The organism is Sungkyunkwania multivorans, from assembly GCF_042675645.1.
Classification (GTDB): domain Bacteria; phylum Bacteroidota; class Bacteroidia; order Flavobacteriales; family Flavobacteriaceae; genus Sungkyunkwania; species Sungkyunkwania multivorans.
This window is the reverse complement of sequence record NZ_JBHTJH010000017.1, coordinates 232,256-250,728: the sequence shown is the minus strand read 5'-3', so window position 1 is coordinate 250,728 and position 18,473 is coordinate 232,256. Positions and strand designations below refer to the sequence as shown.

The following is an 18,473-nucleotide window of genomic DNA, read 5'->3' as shown; positions in this document are numbered from 1 at the left end:
ATCACATATTAGCGCCATCAAAACCAAACAACCTTTTCAAACATGAAAAAACAGTTTCCCCTAAACCGTTGTTTTCTAATCCTTCTATTATTTACTGTTTCGTACTCTTTTGCTCAAACTAAAAAGCAGCAAGGGCAGATCGTGAACAGTTACGATGTAAAACAACTCAAGCAATTAGAAACCGAATTTGCCCTAAGAGCGGCAAAACAAAAAGAAGAAGCGCTAAAAGCGGCCAAAGCCAAGGGATGGCAAGAGACCATCAAATATCCCGATGGCAGTACCGCTTATTTGATGGGCGTGGACGACAAAGGTGAGCCTATCTATTACGCTACCAGAAACAACGGTGCGGCAACCACCTCGCGTGCAGACAGACTGTACACCGGAGGTTCTTTGGGCCTTGACCTTCATGGCGAGAACATGATCGTCGGTGTCTGGGATGGCGGCATTAGACATTCGCACGAATCTTTTAGCGGACGAAGCGTTCAAAAAGATGGCTCAACCTCGATCTCTGATCACTCCACCCATGTTACGGGTACGATGATCGGTACCGATGCGACCAACAATGGCAGTCGCGGAATGGCCTTCAAAGCAAACAGTTGGAATTATACCATTGGTAATGACCTCGCCGAAGCGGTTTCGGCGGCTTCACAAGGACTTTTGGTATCCAACCACTCGTATGGCCCAATTATCGTGAATCAATCTGGGCAAGTGGTGGCCGAGCAATATATGATCGGAAAGTATAGCCAGCAGTCCAAGGACTGGGACGAAATACAGTACAATGCGCCGTATTACCTTCATGTGAATGCCTGCGGAAATGATCGAAATTTTGCAAATGTGATCAATGGCAAAGGTGGATATGACCTGTTGATCGGAATATCCACAGCAAAGAACTCTATGATGGTCGGCGCCGTCGGTCAAATGGATAATTACACAGGACCAAATGATGTGGTAATGTCGTCCTTTAGTAGCTGGGGTCCAACCGATGACGGTCGTATCAAGCCAGATATCGTTGGAAAGGGAGTGAGCGTATTTTCAGCCACTTCTGGAAGCGATACTTCGTACGGTTCCAAATCGGGGACCTCCATGGCATCTCCGAATGTTGCTGGAACGCTCATTCTTTTACAGCAACATTATAGCAACATCAATGGTAATTTTATGAAGGCGGCCACACTCAAAGGACTCGCCTTGCATACGGCGGATGAAGCAGGAAATAACCCAGGACCAGACTACGAATTTGGCTGGGGTTTGATCAATGCTGAAAGAGCTGCAAATACCATTACCAACAACGGAACTTCGACACTTATTGTTGAAGAAGTGTTGGTACAAGGACAAACCAATACCATTACCGTAAACGCTGATGGCTCGGAACCCTTGATGGTTTCTATCTCTTGGACCGATCCTGAAGGAGTGATACTCGAGAATATCGTAGACCTGTCAACACCAGCGCTGGTGAATGACCTGGACGTACGAGTGACGAAAACAGGAGAGACGCATTTCCCTTGGAAATTAGATGTGGCCAACCCAAGTGCGGGCGCTACCACTGGAGATAATATCGTAGATAATATTGAAAAAGTAGAAGTCCAAGGCGCTGTTGGTGAATATACTATCACAGTCACCCATAAAGGAACGCTTACGGACGGACTTCAACATTATGCCTTGATAGTAACAGGCGGTTCCGCCGAACCTTTGGTATGCCAAGCAACAACACCTGAAAACCTATCGGTATCTGATGTGGCCGTAACCACCACCAGATGTACTTGGGAGCCAGTGGCAGGAGCTACGTATGAGCTGCGCTACAAAGAGGTGGCAGCAACCACTTGGACCACCATCAATAGCGATATTCAGACATTGGTATTAAGTGGCTTGTCGTCTGAAACAGCGTATGAAGTTCAGGTAGCTAGCAAATGTGACGATGGAACGGTATCAGCTTTTAGTGCTTCCACAAACTTTACGACCAACCCGATACCTCGATGTTCTGGTATCAGTAGCTTTCCTTATAGCGAAAGCTTCGAGAATGGCTTTGGACTTTGGAACAACGCTTCGGGCGACGATATACAATGGACGCGCGATTCTGGAGGAACACCTTCAAACGGTACAGGACCATCAACGGGACAAGCTGGATCATACTATCTATATACCGAGGCCTCAACAAATGTATCTCCTCCAGGTAGCCCGAATAAGGTGGCATTGCTAGACAGTCCATGTATCGACCTTGCAGGCGATTACAATTTCAAATTGGAATTTGGCTATCATATGATTGGTAACAATATGGGCTCTTTAGAATTGTTAGCGAGTACCGACGACGGACTCACCTATTTGTCCATCTGGTCTCGAACGGGAAGCCAAGGAAGTGAATGGAATACCGCTGAGGTTAGTTTAACACCTTATGCTGGATCGATCATCAAGCTTCAATTCAACGGAACAACAGGCAGCGGTTGGAGTAGTGACATCGCCATCGATAATCTAAAGATCACCCGCACCATTCCTGATATAGAACCTCCGTCGGCACCTACGGATCTACTAGCATCCAATGTTACATGGAATTCGATTGAGATTTCTTGGACGGCAGCTTCGGACAATGTAGGAGTTACAGCATATGATGTTTATAAAGATGGCGTCTTGTTGGATTCCGTGACGGGAACTACCTATACACTCGGGGGATTATCTCCCGAAACAAGTCATGTTTTCTCAGTAAAAGCGAAGGATGCGGATGGTAACGAATCTTCATTTAGCAATAGTTTGAATGTGACCACCTTACCTGCACCACCATGCGATGGCATCAACAGTTTTCCTTATACCGAAAGCTTTGAAACAGGCTTTGGAGTTTGGACCAATGCCAGCGGTGATGACATAGAGTGGACGCGTGACGCTAGTGGAACCCCGTCGAGAGATACGGGTCCTTCTACAGGTCAGGATGGCTCTTACTATCTATATACTGAAGCTTCGACCAATGTGACTCCTCCTGGAAGTCCTAACAAAGTTGCGATCTTAAATAGTCCTTGTGTTGCGATACCAGCTGGTGCTGCAATGTCATTAACATTTGGATATCATATGTATGGAAGTGCCATGGGAACCATGGAAGTTTTGATAAGTACTGACGATGGTGCAAGCTACACTTCCGTATGGTCGCAGAGCGGAAATAAAGGAAACTCTTGGAATTCAGCTAGCATTGACCTTTCCACCTATGCAGGTCAGGTTGTGAAACTTCGATTTAAAGGAACTACGGGATCAAGCTGGAGAAGTGATATGGCCATCGATAATCTTAAAATTGATCTGACTCCAACAGCCAGAGATGAGAACGATTCGTTAGCTGAAGATAAATTTGATGCATCGCGATTAAAGATCTATCCAAATCCGGTGAAAGGTAGCGAATTGTATATCGAAGGGATGTCTAAAATGAACTATAGCATTTTGAATACGCTCGGACAGAAAGTTGGTGGAGGAGTGGTCACCAATGGTATTGTTAATGTTTCTGCGCTTAAGGCTGGCGTATATATTATTGAATTGAATACGGATACTTTTAGCACGAGCAGGCATTTCGTTAAAAAGTAAAAGACCATGATCATCTATGGAGAAGCCCGAACAATTGTTCGGGCTTTTTCATTGTTATTTTGTTAAAATACTATTGAAATGTTGTGAATGTCTAAGGAAATGTTGTGAAAAAAAGAATGAAGCAATAAGAGTTCTTTATCTTGCAATTCGTTAAATAATTGTTAACCCCGATCACATCATGAATAAAAATTATCTTCTCAAGGCAAGCCTTTTCTGCTTGCTTTTTTCAATGACTTCTGTCGTATTTTCGCAAAGCGACGAGCAGCGACAGAAGATCACAAAAGACTACGATAAAGCAGAATTGAATAGGCTTCAAGCAGAATTAAGTCAAAACTTCAATATCGAAAAGAAACGGGCGATAGCCATGGCCAAGAAAAATGGCTGGCCTATCTTCATTGAAAAGGAGAACGGAAGCTATGAAGAGCTTATGAAGATCTCTCCAGACGGAAAGCCGATCTATTACGCTTTGGACAATGTAGACGCTGCGATATCTACGAGAGCAGATCACCTAAAAACGGGAGGGTCTCTAGGGTTGGACCTTGAAGGAGAAAATATGATTGTCCGAGTTTGGGATGGTGGGCCGACACGGCCGACGCATCAAGAGTATCAGAATCCAGATAATTTGGGTGAGACAAGAGTTACCATTTCAGATGGAAACACCACTTTGGACGGCAATAGTTTTCATGCCTGTCATGTTACAGGAACGATCATCGCACGTGGAGCCCAAGCGGCTGCCGAAGGGATGGCCATAAGAGCAACTGCCAGGACATTTGATTGGAATAACGACGAAGCGGAGGCTGCGGCCGAAGCGGCAGATGGAATGCTCTTATCCAATCATTCTTATGGTGTTCCAGTAGCCAATGCTCCAGGACCTTGGTTCATTGGCTCCTATACCTCAAGTTCTTACAATTGGGATCTCATCGCCTATAACGCGCCTTACTATTTACCAGTTTTATCTGCTGGAAATGATGGGAACAGTACCAATGCCAATCCGACAGGAGCTGGTTATGACAAGCTGATCGGAAACAAGGTGTCCAAGAACGTATTGGTGGTGGCCAATGCTCAAGATGCCAATGTGAATGGCAACGGGGATCTCATTTCGGTGGCGATCAATTCGGGAAGTAGTGAAGGACCTGCGGATGATGGTAGAATTAAACCAGACATCACCGGAAACGGAACGGGACTATACTCTTCATACGATAGCAGTGATACTGCATACAATTCTATAAGCGGTACCTCGATGGCCGCACCCAATGTTACAGGGACGCTTTTACTGCTTCAACAACATTATAATGATATAAATGGTGGTTTCATGAAATCGGCCACGCTTAAAGCCTTGGCGACGCATACCGCAGATGACGCAGGAAATCCTGGTCCGGACGCCGTATTTGGCTGGGGATTGTTGAATGGAAAGGCAGCGGCTGAAGCGATCTCGGATAACGGATTTGGTAGTTGGATCTCGGAAGAAAGTTTAAGTCAAGGAGAAACGTTTACCATGCAAGTTGAGTCAGATGGCTCTGGGCCTTTGATGGCAACCATCGTTTGGACAGACCTTCCAGGAACGCAAACCAATGATACGGCCCAAGAGGTGAATCCAACATGGGCGGCCCTTGTCAATGATCTTGATATCAGAATAACGGATACAAGCAACAATACCTATTACCCCTGGAAATTATCATTGTCTGATGTATCGGCAAACGCCACGAGGAATAGCGACAATGTTGTGGACAACGTAGAACGAATCGAGATCGATGCACCAGCCGCTGGAACCTATACGATCACCGTTACTCATAAAGGGACTTTGGCAGGTGGGCCACAGAATTTCTCGTTGGTAGCCACCGGATTGACCTCAAGTTTCAGAATAACTTCGACAGAACTTACAAAGACTGCTTGCTCTGGTAATGGAGACGCCAATTTTGCGTTTGATTATACGCAAGTTGGAGGAGGCACGACCAATTTCTCTGTCACAAATTTGCCAACGAACGCGACTGCAAACTTCGATGTAAATTCTTTGAGTGCTTCTGGTTCGTTCAATCTTTCGATAGGGAACTTAACAAATGTTGCGAATGGCGAATATGTGATCGACGTCATAGCAGACAATGGTACAGAGACCGAAATAAGAAAGTTGAACCTTAAAGTATTGCACTCAAGTTTTGGCCCTTTGGCGTTGACAGCTCCTGTGAACGGCGATACAAACGGAAACACGAGCATGACCTTGACCTGGAATACGGATGTGAATGCAGAGAGTTATGATGTTGAGGTTTCAACGACACCTACATTTAGCAGCTTGGTGGCTTCAGGAAATGAAAGAGACACAAACTTCAATGTTTCAGGTTTGATGACCGAAACCATCTACTACTGGAGGGTGAAGCCAAAAAACACTTGTGCAGAAGGGACCTTTTCAGAAATATTTAGTTTTCAACTTGGAACGCAGGATTGTTCTAACACCTATACATCTACGACCTCGGTGGCTATTAACAATACAGAAGACAATAGTGGTGCGGCGGCCTACGGAAATGGTTGGAGTCGATCAGTGATCAATGTTCCGGATAACTTGAATATTACCGACATTACTGTTCAAGTGGATGTCACGCACACTTGGGTTGAGGATCTTACCCTCTATCTTGAATCTCCAGCGACATTCAACACTTTGGTGCCTCAGGGTTCTTGTGGGCAGAACGACGACATCAATGCGACATTCACAGATGCTGGTACCGCTCTTAACTGCGTCACGGGGCCTCCTACCATTACTGGAAACGTAGCGCCGAATACTCCATTTTCTGTTTATGGAGGAACGGCCTCGGCTGGAGAATGGAGTTTCACGACAAGGGACCAATTTAATGGCGATAATGGAACCATCAATGGTTGGACGTTGACCATTTGTGGCATCACTGCAATTACCAACGTCCCAAGCTTGGTCAATAATGGGTTAACAGTGCCTGGAAATTCTTCCTACGCCATTTCGGCTTCTGATCTCATGGCGAGCACGACTTCTGAAACTGCTGCGCAACAAGAGTATAAGATCATTCAGTTGCCAGCTTTGGGAACCATTCGATTAAACACCACCACGCTTGGGGTGGGAGATACCTTTACGCAAGATGATATTGACAATGGTTTTGTCACCTTCGACAACACAGAGACTTCGAATACATCAGATTCGTTCAAAGTCGAGGTAAAAAATGCCGCGAACGGTTGGTTAGGAAACCAGTCCGTTTCTGTAACGATACAAAGTGCTGTTGCCGTAAGTCCGATCGTTTTCTTGGAAGGATCAGCGATCAACCCTGTCGGAGGCGAAGAGCAGCTAATGAGGGAGGATCTTCGTGTGGCAGGAGTGATCCCAACAACTACGCCATATACTGACAGCGCTACCTGTAATACTTCGGTATTTAGCGTCACTGGTAGTGATGCCATTGTAGATTGGATATGGCTCGAATTGAGGTCTGCCGCAGATCATAGCGTAATGATCGCTGGTCGATCTGCTTTACTGAAGCGAGATGGTACCATCGTGGACACGGATGGGGTGTCTCCTGTAAGTATCAATGCCGCAACTGGAAATTATTATATTGCAATCAACCATCGAAATCACTTGGGAATCATTTCTTCTTCGACCTACGCTTTGTCATCGGTCGCGACCATCGTAGATTTCACTACAAGCAGTGCAATGACCATCGGTGGCACAAATGCTGTAAACTTGCTGGCGAATAGTAAGTACGCGATGATCTCTGGAGATAACGATGGGAATGGGCAGGTGCAAAATACCGATGTTTCAGGTTTAAGGCCTAAATTGGGAACGGCAGGCTACGATGCTGCAGATCAAGATATGAATGGTCAAATTCAGCTAACCGATGTTAACAACGCATTACGCCCTAATATTGGAAAAGGCGAGCAGAACTAATTAATGGTAAAAGTTAAAAAGAGAGGCCGAGAACTGATTTTTAGTTCTCGGTTTTTTTATACCGAAAGAATTTCGGAATCATCTAAAAGCGCTTCGTTTCTCAAACGCAACAATATCTGAGCAACGGCCACAGTATCGCGTTCGCAATATTTGATGATGCGATCTATGTCCTTTTCTACATAAAAGACATCCCTAACCTGGCTTCCATCAATATCTTCCTTAGGCGATGGGATACCCAAGATGTTGGTCATTAGCTTCAATGATGTATAGTGTTTATAATCACCAAACTTCCAAAGTTCCATGGTGTCTAAATGTGGAACTTCCCATGGTTTCTTTCCAAAGAGATTGAGTTTTGAGGGAAGTTTTATGCCATGGATGATCATCCGTCGGGCGATATATGGAAAGTCAAATTCTTTACCATTATGAGCACAAAGCAGATGATACGAGCTATTGAAGTGTGTTTCTAACAAGGCGTTAAAATCCAACAACAATTGTCTTTCGTCCCCATGAAAAGAAGTGACCCTAAAGCTTCTTGTACCACCTTTGAAATGAAAATAGCCGACAGAAATACAAATGATCTTACCGAATTCGGCCCAAATACCTGCGCGCTCATAAAAGTCCTCCGCAGTGAACTCATCCTTGCGTTGATATTGAGTTTTGGACTCCCAAAGCTCTTTCTTAGTTTCATCTAGATCCGAATAGTGTTCGTATTGCGGCACGGTTTCGATATCGAGAAAAACAACATGCTCTATACTCAGTTTATGTAGCATTTTCAATCATTTTATAGGCCTCATCGATATAAATATAGAAATCACTCCAATGTACTTTTCCTGGAACAGGTTGTCCTCTGTGATGCCCTAGACGGGTAATGATCAAGTCGTCTTCGGGAATCACAATTACATATTGGCCCAAGATACCTCGCATGTAAAAAATGTCTTTACCTTTATAGGTGTCCAACCAAAATCCGTATCCGTATACACCATTATCACCGAAGCGAGATTTGGTCGATCTGTCAACAAACTCGGCGTCTAGCAATTGCTCTCCCTTCCATTTTCCTTGGTTCTTGTATAGTTTTCCAAAGCGAGAGAAGTCTCTTGCATTTGAAGCGATACAACAGAAAGCCTTTTCCAATTGATGTTCATCATCATCCAATTGCCATAAAGCATCGTGCTCTACCCCTAGAGGTTGCCAAAAACTCTCAGAGAGGTATTGCGAAAGTGATCTACCTGTGGCTTTCCTGATCACCATGCCAAGAAGTTGTGTATTGCCGCTCATATAGGAAAAGGAGGTGCCAGGTTCTGTAGTTACCTCAAGGCCAAGGATAGTTTCTGCAAGGTCATCATCATAGTATCCTCTGGCGGTGATCGAAAATGGATTTTTGTAGTGTTCATCCCAATTGAGACCACTGGCCATCGAAGAGAGGTCACCGACGGTAAGCTTGGCGGCCAAACCTTCTGAAAACTTTGGGAAAAAATCGGATACCGGTTGGTCCAAGCTTTTGATATATCCATCCATGATCGCTTTACCTAATAAGGCCGAGGTGATACTTTTGGCCATAGAAAAAGAATTGCTCTTGGAGGTGGTTCCGTAGTCTTCATAGTATTTCTCGAACCAAATGCTATCATTTTTAATGATGAGAAAGGCCACAGTACCGAATCGCTCGTTGGCATTTTCTAGCCTGGGCGTAGCTTCCACCGAATTATAATCCTTGTGCAGATCCCATGGCTGCCCTTGGTCGCTAGTACTTATGGTATTATTTTCAAAATAGGTGTAGTCGCTGATGAAAGCACTGTTGTGCCCAGTGAAATAGGAAACGCGAACTCCTTTCAGAATATAATCATAATCAAAAATATAAAGTAAGGCGACGGCGAATAGCACCAATAATAGAAGGCCTTGAAAAAAGCGTTTCAGAAACTTCATCAGTAAAAATTATAAGGACTAAATATACGCAATCTTCAATTAAAAAAGAGACTGCTGAGCTGGCGGAGTTTCGTGTTCCAACAACCATTTCTTTCTCCATAGGCCTCCAGCATAGCCGGTTAAGGAACCATCGCTGGCAATGACCCTATGACATGGAACCACGATCCATAAAGGATTTTTGCCGTTTGCAGCAGCTACGGCCCGGATGGCTTTCTCATCTCCAAGTTCTTGTGACAACTTTAGATAGGAAGTGGTCTTTCCATAAGGAATTTTAAGCAATGCCTGCCATACACGTTTTTGAAAATCGGTTCCCTGTGGGTTTAGTTTCAGGCTAAAGGTCTTTCTTTTACCTTCGAAATACTCCGCTAGTTGATAAGCACAATCCTCCAAGGCTTCAGGGATAATTTCTGAAACATCGGCTACATCATCTAAAATTCCGATACGCTGAACACCATTGGCATCACCAATAATTTTTGCAGTACCTACAGGCGTCTTAATAATTGCTTCTTGCATGGCAAAGAAAATATAGCCTCTAAATTATGGATTAGTTCTTTGAAATAATAATTTGATTTATGGTTCGTTATGCTTGCATAGTTTAATGGTTTTTTTATATTTGAAGAACTACTTTTTTAAGAATCTATCAAAATAGCTCCCTGTTTAATGAAAAATCTACTTTTAGCGCTTCCTTTTATTTTTTTGTATCTTAATAGTGACAATACAACTTCTTTTAAAATAAAAGATGATCAACTTGTTTGGCAAAAAGTCTATCAGGAAGGAATTGATCTGCATAGAATGGCTTCCGTCTTATTAACTCAGCCAGATACAAAAGAGGCCTATGTGAAAAATGGGGTATTATTCTTTAAAAAGGAGTTTGACAATACCAAGGATCTGTCCCCTTTGGGCTATTCTAAGATAGAATATCCTAGCTACTTAGGATTTGGTGGAATCTATTGGGGCAATATTCAGAAAAGGGAAGGTGTTTATAAAGTTACTATAGATGAAGTTCATTTGATAGAGGACGAGAAGGGAGTTCTTACGGAGAACCTCGAAAGTCTCATCGCTAAGAAGGGAGCTTTAAAGCAAAATAAAAGAACGATGAAGGTTTTATCCTTATTGGATGAATATTTTCTAACGAAATTTGTGTTGACCAAGCACAAACCTTAACTGATGGGTAAGAAATTACCGGATTAGTTTGTATTTCATGTGTGATTTTAGCCCGAAGACCTATTCTTCGGGTTTTTTTGTCTCCTCATCGATGATACCTAGTCGTTGCGCACGTTGTTCCCAGTTTCGGCGAGCTAGCTGCTGTAGATCGGCAACATTATCCATTTCATCCATGATCTCCAGTCCTAAAAGTGTTTCGATCACATCTTCCATGGTCACCAGTCCACTTACCGAGCCATATTCGTCTACAACCAAGGCGATATGCTCGCGTTTCCCTATCAACGTCTCAAATAATTGCGGAATAGGCATATTGCGTTGGGTAACGGAGATATCCCTACGAATGGTAGATAATGGTTTTTCCCCTTGGTTTGCGATCATTTCTTCGAGAACGGCATCTTTTAACACAAAGCCAGTAATATGATCGGGGGTACTCTGATACACAGGAATTCTAGAAAAACGCAACTTGGGATTGGCCTCAAAAAAAGCTTTGATGGTCGTATTTTCGGAGGCCGACTTCATTACGGTGCGAGGAGTCATAATGTCCTTTGCCTGTACTTCATCAAACTTTAGAAGGTTCTTTATCACTTTACTTTCAGATTCCTGAAAGACCCCTTCTTCATGTGCGATTTCGGTCATTGCATGGAAATCCTCACGACTCAATACACTTCCGTGGTGACCTTTTCCTCCAATAACCTTCGTAGTTAGTTGTAGTAACCAAAGGAGACCTGTCCACTTTAAGGGAAATATGAGTGCCTTTAGTGCAACGGTCGTAAAGGGAGCAAGTCCTTTCCAATACGTTGCTCCAATGGTCTTAGGGATGATTTCGGAGACCACTAAGATCAAGAAGGTCATGATAGCTGAAACGACCCCTACTATATTTACGCCTAAGACCTCAAAGTCATAGGGCAGTGATTCTGCCTGTACACCAACGAGAATGGCCCCTACCGTATGGGCTATAGTGTTGAGGGTAAGAATGGCGATCAAAGGTTTATCGACATCCTTCTTCAAGGCCTCGAGCCCCTTCGCATAATTCTTTCCTTCCTGCTTCTTTACATTGATAAAGGTTGGTGTAACACTGAGCAAGACCGCCTCGAGTATAGAACATAGAAACGAGAAGAATATGGAAATGACGGCATAAAATATGAGTAAGCCCATGGGTAGTAATTAGTTTCGGCTAAAATAACAAGACCTCACAGGTTTTCAAAGCCTATAATGTCTATTCTTCAATATAAACCAAAATATCATCTATTTCAGCATCAGAAAGCAGCGGAAATGCATTCATAGTAGTTGGACTGTATTGACTTATTTTTATTGCCAATGCATCACCAGAAGTAACAAGCGCTGTATTATTCTTTATCCAAGAGTACAACCAGTCCTTTTCATATTTTTCGGAGACCCCATTGAGTGCGGGCCCAAGCAATTCCTTGGTTGGATGATGGCAGGCCGCACAGTTCATATTGAAGAGCTTTTTCCCAGAAAGATACTCGGCGCTCTTTGGAGTTGCCAAAGCGATATCTATGGTTTGATTGGTTGTTAGAATATCTTCCGCAGGAAGGTTGAGAAAATAGAGTAGAGAACAGATAGAGAGAACAAAGAAAAACGAAAAAAAAGAGAAGAATAACCTCATGAATTCATGGTATTTGAATCTACCTATAAATTTACGAAAAGGCTACTTTTAGGCGAAGTAAAATCAGCAGAAACTCCTTTCAAAAATTATGAAATCAATCTTCCCTGAGATCCTCTTTGAAGCGCTCGATCAAGTCGGTCGAAAATCGATGTATCACCCGTTGTTCTGTCCCATTGATACCATCACTAGCGGCGGCAACACGTTCCAATGCGGAGATCACAAAATCATAATCCTCACTAGGGCCATGATCTTTAAAGATTTCAACGACTTTACGGTAAAGTAGGTCGATGTCGCTTTCTTTTTCGGCCTCATAGTTAAAAGACCACTGAATCACTTCAGCATAGGGATGGTCGTTTAAAATATTCTGTAGTGCCTCGCTTTCTTCTGGCTGAATGGCATCATCGGCCATGGCAACTACATACAAGAGCTCGCCGACGGTACGGTAGAAGTGTTCTTTATTCATTAAAAGACCATTTTGTGATCAACTCCGTTGAATCCATTTACGGCAAGTTAAGATAATAATTTCACAACATCTTTGGCAAAATAACTCGCAATGATATCTGCACCGGCTCGTTTGATCGCCGTTACCTGTTCCATCATAACCGCGTCATGGTCCAACCAGCCCTTTTCGGCAGCAGCCTTGAGCATGGCATATTCTCCTGAAACTTGATATACTGCGATCGGGACAGCAATTTCATTCTTTAGGTCCCGAACGATGTCCAAATAGCACAAACCGGGTTTTACCATGACGATATCGGCCCCTTCATCGATGTCCATCTGTGTCTCTCTTATAGCTTCGATACGATTGGCCGGGTCCATCTGATAGGTTTTCTTGTCTTTGGGAATATCTTGTTGGTCGACCGGTGCGGAATCTAAGGCGTCCCTAAAAGGGCCATAAAAAGCAGAAGCATATTTGGCACTGTAGCTCATAATGCCTGTGTTGATAAAGCCTTCCTCATCTAAACCTTCACGAATAGCTAGCACGCGTCCATCCATCATATCGCTTGGCGCCACAAGATCTGCGCCAGCCTGTGCATGCGAGATACTCATTTCTGCCAACACCGATGCGGTCTCATCATTTAGGATGCGGCCGTTCTCAATAATGCCGTCATGCCCATAGATAGAGTAGGGATCCAGGGCTACATCGGTCATCACTAACATGTCTGGGCAGACATTCTTTACCGTCTTAATGGCGCGCTGCATCAGACCATCGGGATTGTAAGCTTCGGCTCCTTTGTTATCCTTTAAGTTGTCGGGCACTTTAACAAATAGCAGTACCGACTTTAGACCCATTGCCCAAAGTTGCTTTATCTCAACTTCTAAGAGATCCATACTATATCTAAAATAGTTTGGCATGGAAGCGATCTCTTCTTTGATGCCTTTTCCTTCCATGATGAAAAGGGGCACTAAAAAATCATTGGGGGTAATTATGGATTCTCTCACTAACGACCGTATGGCCTCATTGGCGCGGAGTCTTCGGTTTCTTCTTAACGGGAACATAAATATTTTCCTATTTTAGTATGCACAAATTTAGGTAGATCTAAGCAAACAATTCTTCTTACGTTGAGTTACTTACCAGAAAATTTTAAGTTCAAATACTCTTGGAGGAATTACCAACAGAAGTTCTTAGATAATTTTCAGGGACATATTCACGATGACCATCTGCATGTGGTAGCGCCTCCTGGCTCGGGAAAGACCATTCTTGGAATAGAGATGATCGGGCGCATCAATAAAAGAACACTGGTGCTTTCTCCTACTTTGACCATTCGCAATCAATGGAAGGATCGATTGTTTCAATACTTTTTGAAGGACTCAAAGTTTAAGCAATATTCTTTTGATATTGAAGAACCATCGATGGTGACTTTTACCACCTACCAGTCCTTGCATGCTCTAGAAAAGCGTATGATCTCTGAACAGGAAGGTTCGCTCGCAGCATTTTTTAAAGAAGAGGGAATTCAGGTCATCGTACTGGATGAAGCTCATCACCTTAAAAATGAATGGTGGAGAAGTCTGTTTGCGCTAAAAGAGATCAATGATGTCGTCATTATTGCATTAACGGCCACACCACCGTATGATAGCACCCAAGCGGAGCTTAAGAAGTATTTTGATCTTTGTGGTCCCATAGACGATGAAATTGCGGTTCCAGATCTTATTAAAGAGGGAGATCTATGTCCACATCAGGATTTTGTATATCTCTCAACCCCGACCAAAGCCGAAATAGATCACATTATTAAGTATCGAAAAGAAGTTTTGGCTTATACGATGAATTTAGAAAAAGATGCGGACTTCATCAACCTTCTCCTTTCTCATCGATTCTATACTTCAACCGAGCAACATCTAGAGGAGATATATGAGAAGCCTCAATACTTTTCTTCCTTGCTTATTTTTTTGAATGCTTCAGGGTATCAACTCGATAAAAAGAAAGTTAAGATCTTGGGTTTGGACGTGAAAAAAACCGAGATACCCAATGCTACTAACGAGTGGATACAGTTATTGCTACAGAATTTACTAGTAGACGATCGCAAAGCACTGATTGTTCACGAGGATCAACTGAAAAGTATAGAAAAAGGACTTAGAAAAATAGGAGCATATCGCTCTAGCAGCGTCGATCTGATAGGCAGTGCCAATTTCTTTAGAAAATTGGCCGAAAGTCCTGGTAAACTTGATGCTATCCAAGAGATCGTTCAGCAGGAATATGCGCATCTTGGAAATGAGCTTGGCTGTGTGATCCTGGCAGACTACATCAGAAAGGAATATCTCGATTTTAAAGTAGATGCAGACCAATCCCTAGACAAGTTGGGGATCGTGCCAATTTTTCAAAGATTAAGAATTGAATTTCAGGCAAAAGAGACGATCGCGGTATTAACGGGCTCTCTCGTTATTGTGCACGAGCGCTGCCAGCCCAGCTTACAAGAAAAAATGGCATTCTCTGACCTGTCATTTGAGCCATTGAAGATCGCACCTGAATATTCGACAGTTAAATTGGGAAGCAAGGCCAGAGGAGGTATTGTAAAAGCTATGACCGCTTTGTTTTCTGAAGGGAAGATCAAGGTGCTTATCGGAACCAAATCGCTTTTGGGAGAAGGTTGGGATGCGCCATCGATCAACACTTTGGTGCTCGCGTCCTATGTCGGGTCCTTTGTGCTCTCCAATCAGATGAGGGGTCGCGCCATCAGGACCGAGAAGGACAACCCGAACAAAACGGGAAATATTTGGCATTTGGCCAGTATTGATACCACTATCGAAACAGGTGGGTACGATATTGGAAAGCTCACGAGGCGCTTCGATGCATTTACGGGAGTTTCTTTAAAGGGAATACCATACATACGTAATGGAATATCTCGATTGGATTTGCCCCTTTCCTATAATTCTGAGATCGATTTTGAGCATTTGAATAAAGAAACATTTAAAGTTGCCAGACAACGAAGCGAACTCATTAGACGATGGACTTCTGCAATTGAAAAAGGAGATGTATTGATCAACGAGCTTACTTATGCTTACCAAGGAGAAGAACCGTTCAAGCGACAAAGGCGCCTTTATTATTTGGATGCTGTAAAATACGTGTTCTTTCAGCTTGGACTTTCGTTGACCTATTTCCTTTTCGAGTTCATATTAAAGAACATGCATGTTGTTCTTGGTAAAGGATTACTTAATTTTCTGTACACCTTGCTGTTGGCGCTGGTGCTAGGTTTTTTGCCAAGGACCTATAAGGCAGTCCGATTATATGTGATGTTCGGCAGAATGGATAAGATCATCCATAAGATGGCATATACTGTTTTTTACGCTATGTGCGACTTAGCAATGATCAAAACACCAGAGAACGAACTCACGCTTGAGATTGAAAGATCTATAGAAGGGAGTGTGATGTGCAGATTGAGAGGAGCGACCACCCATGAAAACAACCAATTCTTAAATGGCCTTCAAGAAATATTAGAACCAGTTGAAAATCCACGGTACCTAATAGTAAAGGCAGGATGGCTACGACGAAAGTTAGGATTAGGTAATTACTATGCCGTACCTACTATTTTTGGAAAGAAAAAAGAGATGGCCCAGCTGTTTTTTAATCACTGGAAGAAGCATGTCGGAAGATCAGAAATGATATTCACCAGAAACAAGCTTGGCAGAAAAATCCTGCTGAAAGCACGTTTGACCCATATACGACATGAACTAGAAGAGCAGACGAAAAAGTCGATCTCTTGGAAATAGTCTACACCCAGTCAATTGGTTTTTGCAAAACCTGAATCAATTTCGCTTCTTCGCTTCCGTCCTCTGGATGATGATCATAACGCCATTGCACGTGTGGGGGAAGGCTCATCAAGATACTTTCAATGCGGCCATTGGTCCTTAATCCAAATAGGGTGCCTTTGTCATGGACTAGATTGAATTCGACATAACGACCGCGACGTATTTCTTGCCAATCGCGTTGTGCAGAAGTATAGGTAAGTTCCTTTCTCCTTTCTACAATAGGAACATAGGCCTCTAAAAAACTATCGCCAACTTCGGTCACAAAGTCATACCAAGCTTGCATATTCATGTCATCGGTCTTCTTGCAATAGTCAAAGAAGAGTCCACCAACGCCACGTGCCTCATGGCGATGTGCGTTCCAGAAGTATTCATCGCATCTTTTTTTATAGGTAGGGTAAAATTCTGGGCGATGCGCGTCACAGGCTCTTTTACAGATCTCATGAAAATGCTTTGCATCTTCGTCAAAAAGGTAGTAGGGTGTAAGGTCTTGGCCTCCCCCAAACCACTGATCGACAATATGACCTTCCTGGTCATACATCTCAAAATAGCGCCAGTTGGCATGGACAGTTGGTACCATCGGATTTTTGGGATGCAGCACCAAACTTAGGCCACAGGCAAAAAAGTTAGCATCCTTTACACCAAAATACTGCTGCATCGTTGCTGGCAATTCGCCATGCACCGCAGAAATATTGACTCCGCCTTTTTCGAAGACATTCCCATTTTCGATCACACGAGTACGTCCACCGCCACCTTCGGGACGTTCCCAGAGGTCTTGTTTGAATGTAGCTTTGCCATCAAGGATTTCCAACTTAGAAGTGATGCTGTCTTGTAGTTGTTGGATGTATGTGTAGAATTGGTCTTTCATTATTTAAGATCTGATTTTAATAACCCAAACTGGAGAAGGTCCTCCAATTGACCATTGTATTTTTTGTACTCTTTTCTTAAAATGCCTTCTTGTAAGAACCCGTTTTTTAGGGCAACCTTCTGGCTTGCATAATTTGATTCAGCCGTACAAATAATGATTTTATTCATACGCAACTCATCAAAGGCAAATAATATCATTTGGGTCATTAATTTGGACACAACGCCTCGCCCTTCAAAATTCTGGTCAATGAAATAGGCAAATTCACATCTTCCAATTTCAGTATTGATGTTTTTCAAACTAAAATATCCTATGAAGCCATCTTGTTGAGAATGTTGTAACAAGAAATAACGTCCTTTTTGCTCCTCTTCAAGTTGCAACCGTTCTCTATATGTTACTTGAGCTGCATCGAATGTTTGGCATTTTCTTACCGTCGTTGGAAAACCATCACAAATATGCGCTCTATTGGAGTTGATAAGTGTGAAGAATGCCTCAACAGTCGCATCTATAAGACGTATAAGTGTGTAGCATTCGTTTTTTATTTCAACTTTCGCGGTCAGACCTGCAAGGTGTTGCTCCGACGATTCGGAGCTTCCTTGTAGGTCTGTTGGGCTTTCATCCCCGACCATGTCAGTAAACTGCGGATACAAGTCATCACTTTTCCCTGCTGCTTTTGTTTTGTGAACGAAAAGATAATTCTCCTTATCCTCGAACAGAGAAATGAGTTCTTCTTTCTGGATAAATGAAACTTTTTCCTCTAATAGGTGGGAAAACGAGGAGAAGACATAAGTTCTATAGTCGGATACGTTATGATGCGTGGGATTTGTATGAACATAGACAATGAGATCACGAAGATATTGCTCATCATGCAGGCGGATTCTTTTAAAATGCTTTTCGAACAAACTTCCCGTTCTGTCATACATTTTGTTGAATGCTTTTGCATAAGCATTAAAAAGGTTTGAAAATGCTCTTGTCGCCTCTAATGGTTCACAATCGACCCTGATAACAAGGTGATAATGATTTTTCAATAGGCAATATGAAAGAATAGCAACTTTATTTACAAGATATTTTTCAACCAATTTTAGAAAATATCTCATATTTTCTTCACTAAGAAATAAAGGAGCACTATTTATACCTCTATTAAAAATATGATAGTAGCAACCTTTTTCTAAAGTTTCTAGTTTCATTTGTCGTTAGTTGGTGTTCTA

Annotated in this window: 13 protein-coding genes; 4 read left to right on the top strand and 9 right to left on the bottom strand. The window is 42.9% G+C overall.

The genetic code is table 11. The annotated features are described in order from the left end of the window. Positions 1-42 precede the first annotated feature (42 nt). Both ACFQ1M_RS12605 and ACFQ1M_RS12600 read left to right on the top strand, forming a co-directional pair. A complete protein-coding gene (locus ACFQ1M_RS12605; RefSeq protein WP_386408740.1) occupies positions 43-3,552 on the top strand; it encodes a S8 family serine peptidase in 3,510 nt (1,169 codons plus the stop codon). A 178-nt stretch (positions 3,553-3,730) separates the two neighbouring features. After that, positions 3,731-7,447 (top strand): S8 family serine peptidase, encoded by a 3,717-nt coding sequence (locus ACFQ1M_RS12600; protein ID WP_386408738.1) that lies wholly within the window; start codon positions 3,731-3,733, stop codon positions 7,445-7,447. Positions 7,448-7,503: 56 nt separating this feature from the next. On the opposite strand, the gene ACFQ1M_RS12595 is transcribed toward ACFQ1M_RS12600, so the two are convergent. The 3 genes from ACFQ1M_RS12595 to ACFQ1M_RS12585 are packed head-to-tail and all read right to left on the bottom strand — an operon-like array spanning position 7,504 to position 9,880. Then, positions 7,504-8,217, bottom strand: coding sequence for a 3'-5' exonuclease (locus tag ACFQ1M_RS12595; RefSeq protein WP_386408736.1), 714 nt, complete (start codon positions 8,215-8,217; stop codon positions 7,504-7,506). Next, positions 8,207-9,358: a serine hydrolase domain-containing protein gene (locus ACFQ1M_RS12590; protein ID WP_386410857.1), complete on the bottom strand. Its 1,152-nt coding sequence runs from the start codon at positions 9,356-9,358 to the stop codon at positions 8,207-8,209. Before ACFQ1M_RS12590 ends, ACFQ1M_RS12595 begins: the two co-directional genes overlap by 11 nt. A gap of 48 nt (positions 9,359-9,406) precedes the next feature. Then, positions 9,407-9,880: a methylated-DNA--[protein]-cysteine S-methyltransferase gene (locus tag ACFQ1M_RS12585; protein ID WP_386408734.1), complete on the bottom strand. Its 474-nt coding sequence runs from the start codon at positions 9,878-9,880 to the stop codon at positions 9,407-9,409. A 147-nt stretch (positions 9,881-10,027) separates the two neighbouring features. On the opposite strand from ACFQ1M_RS12585, the gene ACFQ1M_RS12580 reads away from it, so the two are divergent. After that, positions 10,028-10,531: a hypothetical protein gene (locus tag ACFQ1M_RS12580; protein WP_386408732.1), complete on the top strand. Its 504-nt coding sequence runs from the start codon at positions 10,028-10,030 to the stop codon at positions 10,529-10,531. A gap of 60 nt (positions 10,532-10,591) precedes the next feature. Here the strand turns inward: ACFQ1M_RS12580 and ACFQ1M_RS12575 are convergent, their stop codons facing one another. From ACFQ1M_RS12575 to hemB, 4 genes are all read right to left on the bottom strand, one after another. Continuing rightward, a complete protein-coding gene (locus tag ACFQ1M_RS12575; RefSeq protein ID WP_386408731.1) occupies positions 10,592-11,686 on the bottom strand; it encodes a CNNM domain-containing protein in 1,095 nt (364 codons plus the stop codon). 61 nt (positions 11,687-11,747) lie between these two features. Continuing rightward, a complete protein-coding gene (locus ACFQ1M_RS12570; protein WP_386408729.1) occupies positions 11,748-12,158 on the bottom strand; it encodes a c-type cytochrome in 411 nt (136 codons plus the stop codon). A 94-nt stretch (positions 12,159-12,252) separates the two neighbouring features. Then, entirely contained in the window at positions 12,253-12,621 is a 369-nt protein-coding gene (locus tag ACFQ1M_RS12565; RefSeq protein ID WP_386408727.1) for a tellurite resistance TerB family protein, read from the bottom strand. A gap of 47 nt (positions 12,622-12,668) precedes the next feature. Further along, the gene (gene hemB / locus ACFQ1M_RS12560) at positions 12,669-13,658 is read right to left on the bottom strand and encodes a porphobilinogen synthase (protein WP_386408725.1); all 990 of its coding nucleotides are present in this window, start codon (positions 13,656-13,658) and stop codon (positions 12,669-12,671) included. A 63-nt stretch (positions 13,659-13,721) separates the two neighbouring features. Between hemB and ACFQ1M_RS12555 the strand changes: the two genes are divergently transcribed. Further along, on the top strand, positions 13,722-16,364 hold the full coding sequence (locus tag ACFQ1M_RS12555) for a DEAD/DEAH box helicase family protein (protein ID WP_386408723.1): 2,643 nt from the start codon (positions 13,722-13,724) through the stop codon (positions 16,362-16,364). Position 16,365: 1 nt separating this feature from the next. Here ACFQ1M_RS12555 and hemF read toward each other — a convergent pair whose 3' ends face one another. Both hemF and ACFQ1M_RS12545 read right to left on the bottom strand, forming a co-directional pair. After that, positions 16,366-17,268, bottom strand: coding sequence for an oxygen-dependent coproporphyrinogen oxidase (gene hemF, locus ACFQ1M_RS12550; protein WP_386408721.1), 903 nt, complete (start codon positions 17,266-17,268; stop codon positions 16,366-16,368). Then, a complete protein-coding gene (locus tag ACFQ1M_RS12545; protein ID WP_386408719.1) occupies positions 17,268-18,452 on the bottom strand; it encodes a GNAT family N-acetyltransferase in 1,185 nt (394 codons plus the stop codon). Before ACFQ1M_RS12545 ends, hemF begins: the two co-directional genes overlap by 1 nt. Positions 18,453-18,473: the final 21 nt, after the last annotated feature.

Excerpts from the sequence above, each read along its gene's own strand:
- ACFQ1M_RS12605 (WP_386408740.1), top strand. The coding sequence starts at position 43 with ATGAAAAAACAGTTTCCCCTAAACCGTTGTTTTCTAATCCTTCTATTA.
- hemB (WP_386408725.1), bottom strand. The coding sequence starts at position 13,658 with ATGTTCCCGTTAAGAAGAAACCGAAGACTCCGCGCCAATGAGGCCATA.
- ACFQ1M_RS12565 (WP_386408727.1), bottom strand. The coding sequence starts at position 12,621 with ATGAATAAAGAACACTTCTACCGTACCGTCGGCGAGCTCTTGTATGTA.
- hemF (WP_386408721.1), bottom strand. The coding sequence starts at position 17,268 with ATGAAAGACCAATTCTACACATACATCCAACAACTACAAGACAGCATC.
- ACFQ1M_RS12570 (WP_386408729.1), bottom strand. The coding sequence starts at position 12,158 with ATGAGGTTATTCTTCTCTTTTTTTTCGTTTTTCTTTGTTCTCTCTATC.
- ACFQ1M_RS12575 (WP_386408731.1), bottom strand. The coding sequence starts at position 11,686 with ATGGGCTTACTCATATTTTATGCCGTCATTTCCATATTCTTCTCGTTT.
- ACFQ1M_RS12585 (WP_386408734.1), bottom strand. The coding sequence starts at position 9,880 with ATGCAAGAAGCAATTATTAAGACGCCTGTAGGTACTGCAAAAATTATT.
- ACFQ1M_RS12600 (WP_386408738.1), top strand. The coding sequence starts at position 3,731 with ATGAATAAAAATTATCTTCTCAAGGCAAGCCTTTTCTGCTTGCTTTTT.
- ACFQ1M_RS12580 (WP_386408732.1), top strand. The coding sequence starts at position 10,028 with ATGAAAAATCTACTTTTAGCGCTTCCTTTTATTTTTTTGTATCTTAAT.
- ACFQ1M_RS12545 (WP_386408719.1), bottom strand. The coding sequence starts at position 18,452 with ATGAAACTAGAAACTTTAGAAAAAGGTTGCTACTATCATATTTTTAAT.
- ACFQ1M_RS12595 (WP_386408736.1), bottom strand. The coding sequence starts at position 8,217 with ATGCTACATAAACTGAGTATAGAGCATGTTGTTTTTCTCGATATCGAA.